4 protein-coding genes are annotated in these 5396 nt (G+C 62.4%); all 4 read left to right on the top strand.

Annotated features, from left to right (window positions below; genetic code table 11):
• Nucleotides 1-284: 284 nt before the first annotated feature.
• Genes NKI67_RS33600 through NKI67_RS33585 form a run of 4 tightly spaced genes read left to right on the top strand, consistent with a single transcriptional unit; the run spans nt 285 to nt 5263 of the window.
• Nucleotides 285-1298 (top strand): carbohydrate ABC transporter permease, encoded by a 1014-nt coding sequence (locus NKI67_RS33600; RefSeq protein ID WP_023680221.1) that lies wholly within the window; start codon nt 285-287, stop codon nt 1296-1298.
• A 1-nt stretch (nt 1299) separates the two neighbouring features.
• The gene (locus tag NKI67_RS33595; RefSeq protein ID WP_023680222.1) at nt 1300-2454 is read left to right on the top strand and encodes a carbohydrate ABC transporter permease; all 1155 of its coding nucleotides are present in this window, start codon (nt 1300-1302) and stop codon (nt 2452-2454) included.
• A 4-nt stretch (nt 2455-2458) separates the two neighbouring features.
• Complete coding sequence (gene bglA, locus NKI67_RS33590) at nt 2459-4123, top strand: beta-galactosidase BglA (RefSeq protein ID WP_023680223.1); 1665 nt, start codon at nt 2459-2461, stop codon at nt 4121-4123.
• Nucleotides 4124-4150: 27 nt separating this feature from the next.
• Nucleotides 4151-5263, top strand: coding sequence for an ABC transporter ATP-binding protein (locus NKI67_RS33585; RefSeq protein ID WP_023680224.1), 1113 nt, complete (start codon nt 4151-4153; stop codon nt 5261-5263).
• The last annotated feature ends 133 nt before the right edge of the window (nt 5264-5396 follow it).

Here is a 5396-nt window from a genome sequence, read left to right as displayed (position 1 = left end):
ATGCCCGCCCTGGCGGTCCCCATACCAAACCATAAAGGCGGGCAGGCAAAAATTAACGCGCCGGGTTTTTGAGCCCAAGCTTATGGGGGCCGGGCCACAACCGGCCCGGACCCTACCCGGTGCTTGGCGTCGCGTCGATTGTCGTGAGTACAACACATTCCGGCATGACGCGCGCCCAGTGACCTGCTTTCCGGCTGGTCGCGCTCCAGACAACTGAATCGGCGCATGATCCCGTCGCCAAAGCCATTCTCGACTGGCGGATCCGTGCGCAGGGGGAGGGACCCATGGCGGCTCAGATTTTTTCCGCGATATTCGTCATCATCATCGGCGTGGGCGGCTGCGTCGCCTATTTCTGGGGCGCCAACAAGGCACTCGACACGATCTTTCCAGCACGCGGCGTTTCCGGCAAGGCGGCGATTAACAATCTGCGCCGGCAGGGGGTGATCCGACCCTGGCTGTTCGTCGGCCCGGCGATGATCATCCTCACCATTTATCTGATCTACCCGGTGGTGGAGACGCTGAGGCTGTCGTTCCTCGATCGCGGCGGCGCCCATTTCGTCGGCTTGGCCAACTATCAATGGGCGTTCGGCGACCGCGAGTTCCGCAACTCGATCCTCAACAACATCATCTGGCTGGCGGTGGTGCCGGCCGCCTGCACCTTCCTCGGGCTGATCATCGCCGTGCTCACCGACAAGATCTGGTGGGGCACCATCGCCAAGAGCCTGATCTTCCTGCCGCTGGCGATCTCGTTCGTCGGCGCCAGCGTCATCTGGAAATTCATCTACGAATATCGCGGCGACGGGCAGACGCAGATCGGTCTGCTCAACGCCATCATCCAGTATTTCGGCGGCCAGCCGCAGGTCTGGATCTCGCTGCCGTTCTGGAACAACTTCTTCCTGATGGTCATCCTGATCTGGATCCAGACCGGCTTTGCCATGGTCATCCTGTCGTCGGCCTTGCGCGGCATTCCGGAAGAGACGCTGGAAGCCGCCGTCATCGACGGCGCCAACCCTTTCCAGATCTTCTGGAAGATCATGGTGCCGCAGATCTGGGGCACCATCGCCGTGGTCTGGACCACCATCACCATCCTGGTGCTGAAGGTTTTCGACATCGTGCTGACCATGACCAACGGCCAGTGGAACAGCCAGGTGTTGGCCAATCTGATGTTCGACTGGATGTTCCGCGGCGGCGGCGATTTCGGCCGCGGCGCCACCATCGCCATCATCATCATGATCGCGGTCATTCCGATCATGGTCTGGAACATCCGCCAGGCGAACAAAGAGACGGAAGGGCATTGAGATGGCCGCGTCGACCGGAAAGTCCTTTGTCAGCCGTTTCGGCGTCCACATCGCCGTCTTCATCTTCGTTGCGATCTGGACGATCCCGACGCTCGGCATTCTGGTCTCGTCGCTGCGCGACAAGGATCAGATCATCGCTTCGGGCTGGTGGAACTCGTTCACCAGTTCCAGCCAGACGGAAGCCGGCCGGCTGCCGCCAGCCTCGGCGCAGGTCGAGAAGGAGGGCAAGTTCGTCCTGCAAGGCAATATCTTCGGCGACGGCCCGGCCCGCAACATCAGCGCCTTTGGCGTCAAGTCGGCCGCGCCGACGCAATATCCCGCCGGCACGACAGCCGATCTCGGCGACGGCGTCACCCTGCAGCTCAATGCCGACGGCAGTTTCGTCATGACCTCGCCGAAGGCTTTCGAAAGCGAACGCGGCCAGCGCGTCTATTACGCCTCGTCGGCGCCGCCGAAATTCACCACCGACAATTACGACACGGTGCTGTTTTCGGAAGGCATCGGCCGCTCCTTCATGAACTCGCTGACCGTCACCATTCCGGCGACCGTCATCCCGATCCTGATCGCCGCGTTCGCCGCCTACGCGCTGGCCTGGATGCGCTTTCCCGGCCGGGCGCTGCTCATCGCCGTCATCATCGGCCTCCTGGTCGTGCCGCTGCAGATGTCGCTGATCCCGCTGTTGAAGCTCTATAACGGCGTCGGCAGCTTCTTCGGCGTGCCGTCGAAGACCTATCTCGGCATCTGGCTGGCGCATACCGGCTTCGGTCTGCCTTTCGCCATCTATCTGTTGAGGAGCTATATCGCCGGCCTGCCACGCGAGATCATGGAGTCGGCGCGTATCGACGGCGCCAGCGATTTCGAGATCTTCGTCAAGATCGTGCTGCCATTGTCGTTCCCGGTGCTGGCCTCGTTCGCCATCTTCCAGTTTCTCTGGGTGTGGAACGATCTGCTGGTGGCGATGGTTTTCCTTGGTACCGAGGGCGACCAGATCGTGCTGACCGCCAAGCTCAATGCGTTGCTCGGTTCGCGCGGCGGCGACTGGGAGATCCTGACGACATCGGCCTTCGTCACCATCATCGTGCCGCTGATCGTGTTCTTCTCGCTGCAGCGCTATTTCGTCCGCGGGCTGCTTGCCGGCTCGGTGAAAGGAGGTTGAGATCATGCAATCCGCTTTGAAGGCCACCCCGAAGCCAGATCTCGCTATAGATCGCGACTGGTGGCGAGGTGCCGTGATCTACCAGATCTACCCGCGCAGCTATCAGGATTCGAACGGCGACGGCATCGGCGACCTCAGGGGCATGATCGGCCGGCTGGCCTACATCGCCTCGCTCGGTGTCGACGCCATCTGGATCTCGCCATTCTTCAAATCGCCGATGAAGGATTTTGGCTACGACGTGTCGGAGTATTGCGATGTCGATCCGATGTTCGGCACGCTGGCCGACTTCGACGCGCTGACCGCAGAGGCGCATCGGCTTGGCCTCAAGGTGATGATCGACGAGGTGCTCTCGCACACCGCCGACATCCATCCCTGGTTCAAGGAGAGCCGCTCGAGCCGGAGCAATCCAAAAGCCGACTGGTATGTCTGGGCGGATGCCAAGCCGGACGGCACGCCACCCAATAACTGGCTGTCGATCTTCGGCGGCTCGGCCTGGCAGTGGGACACCAGCCGCCAGCAATATTACCTGCATAATTTCCTGGCCGAGCAGCCCGACCTCAATTTCCACAGCCGCGCGGTCCAGGACGCGCTGCTCGACGTCACCCGCTTCTGGCTGGAGCGCGGCGTCGACGGCTTCCGCCTCGATACCATCAATTTCTATTTCCACAGCCAAGGCCTGGAAGACAATCCGCCGCTGCCGCCCGAGCAGCGCAACGACCAGACGGCGCCGGCCGTCAACCCCTACAACTACCAGGACCATCTCTACGACAAGAGCCGGCCTGAAAACCTCGGCTTCCTCGAACGCTTCCGCGCCTTGCTCGACGAATACCCGGCGACGGCCGCGGTTGGCGAGGTCGGCGATTCGCAGCGTGGGCTGGAAGTGGTGGCGGCCTATACGGCCGGCGGCAAGCGCGTGCATATGTGTTACTCCTTCGACTTCCTGGCGCCGGAGAAGATCAGCGCGGCAAAGGTACGCTCGGTGCTGGAAACCTTCGGCAAGGTGGCCAGCGACGGCTGGTCGTGCTGGGCCTTCTCCAACCATGACGTGATGCGTCCCGCCTCTCGCTGGGCAGCCGGCGAGCCCGACCCGACCGCCTACCTCAAGGTCATCTCGGCGCTGCTGATGTCGTTGCGCGGCTCGGTCTGCATCTATCAAGGCGAGGAGCTCGGGCTCAGCGAGGCCGAGCTCAGCTTCGAGGATCTGCAGGACCCATACGGCATCCGCTTCTGGCCTGAATTCAAGGGACGCGACGGCTGCCGTACGCCGATGGTTTGGGACGGCGCCGCCCGCAATGGCGGCTTCTCGACGGCAAAGCCCTGGCTGCCGGTGCCCAGCAAGCACCTTGCGCAAGCCGTCAATGTGCAGCAAGGCGACGACGGCTCGCTGCTCGAGCACTACCGGCGCTTCCTGGCTTTCCGCCGCGCCCATCCGGCACTGGCCAAGGGTGATATCGAGTTCATCGAAAGCGAGGGCGACACCGTCGCCTTCACCCGCCGTGAAAGCAACGAGCAGATCGTCTGCGCCTTCAATCTCGGAGCAAAGCCGGCCGAAGTCGATCTTGGCGGCCGCTCATTGCAGCCCTTGCCGGGACACGGGTTTTCGGGACAGACTGGCGCCGGCACTATCCGCCTCGGCGGCTACGGCGCCTGGTTCGGGCGTATCGACTGAATTCAAGGAAGAACTGGAGGGTACACCATGGCCGATGTCACGCTAAGGCAAGTGAGGAAATCATATGGCAATCTCAACATTCTGCACGGCGTCGACCTCGACATAAAGTCGGGCGAATTCATCGTCTTCGTCGGCCCCTCGGGTTGCGGCAAGTCGACCTTGCTGCGCTGCATCGCCGGGCTGGAGGAGATCACCTCGGGCGAGCTCAAGATCGACGGCGAGATCGTCAACGACGTGCCGCCGTCAAAGCGCGGCATCGCCATGGTGTTCCAGTCCTATGCGCTTTATCCGCACATGACCGTCTACGACAACATGGCCTTCTCGATGAAGATCGGCAAGGAAAGCAAGGCCGAGATCGACAAGCGGGTGCGCCAGGCGGCCGAGATCCTGCAGCTGACCAAATATCTCGACCGTCTGCCCAAGGCGATGTCGGGCGGCCAGCGCCAGCGCGTCGCCATCGGTCGCGCCATCGTGCGCAATCCCAAGGTCTTCCTGTTCGACGAGCCGCTATCCAACCTCGACGCGGCGCTGCGTGTCGCCACCCGCATCGAGATCGCCAAGCTCAAGGAGTCGATGCCGGCCACAACGATGATCTACGTCACCCACGACCAGGTCGAGGCGATGACGCTGGCCGACCGCATCGTAGTGCTGAAGGAAGGCCATATCGAACAGGTCGGCACGCCGATGGAGCTCTACAAGCGGCCCGGCAATCTGTTCGTCGCCCAGTTCATCGGCTCGCCGGCGATGAACATCCTGCCGGCGACGATCGACAAGACCGGCAACCCGACGGTCGTCAGCCATGTCGGCGGCCGCAAGGCGACGGTGCCGATCGCAACGCCTGCCTCGGCGAAAGGCGCTGCGGTGAGCTTCGGGGTGCGGCCGGAGGATCTGATGATTGCCACCGGCGCCGACTATTTGTTCGAAGGGACGGTCGATTACGTCGAGCAGCTCGGCGAGGTCCAGCTCGTCTATGTCGACATCGGCCGCGCCGACCTGCCGCTGGTGACCAAGCTGCCGGGCAATGTCGAGGTCAAGCGCGGAGCGACGCTGCGGCTGACGGCGGACGCCGGCGACCTGCATATTTTCGACGCGGACGGGCGCTCTTTCGCGCTCCATGAAGCAGAAGCAAAGGCGGCTTGAAGCAGGCGTTCTTCCGCCATGCAAAAAACAAGAGCGGCGGGCATTGCCCGCCGCGATTGTGGGGTATTACACGTAGGCCGTTTTAACCCTTCATCGTTTAACGGAACGCCGAAACCGGCGTAGTATGTGTTTT

Origin of the sequence: Mesorhizobium sp. M0408 (genome assembly GCF_040321495.1) — a bacterium.
In the GTDB taxonomy this organism is placed as follows: domain Bacteria; phylum Pseudomonadota; class Alphaproteobacteria; order Rhizobiales; family Rhizobiaceae; genus Mesorhizobium.
Note: the sequence above shows the minus strand (reverse complement) of the source record. Positions and strands in the feature narration are given on the sequence as shown.

Coding starts and splice junctions, on each gene's coding strand:
- NKI67_RS33600 (WP_023680221.1), top strand. CDS start 285: ATGGCGGCTCAGATTTTTTCCGCGATATTCGTCATCATCATCGGCGTG.
- NKI67_RS33595 (WP_023680222.1), top strand. CDS start 1,300: ATGGCCGCGTCGACCGGAAAGTCCTTTGTCAGCCGTTTCGGCGTCCAC.
- bglA (WP_023680223.1), top strand. CDS start 2,459: ATGCAATCCGCTTTGAAGGCCACCCCGAAGCCAGATCTCGCTATAGAT.
- NKI67_RS33585 (WP_023680224.1), top strand. CDS start 4,151: ATGGCCGATGTCACGCTAAGGCAAGTGAGGAAATCATATGGCAATCTC.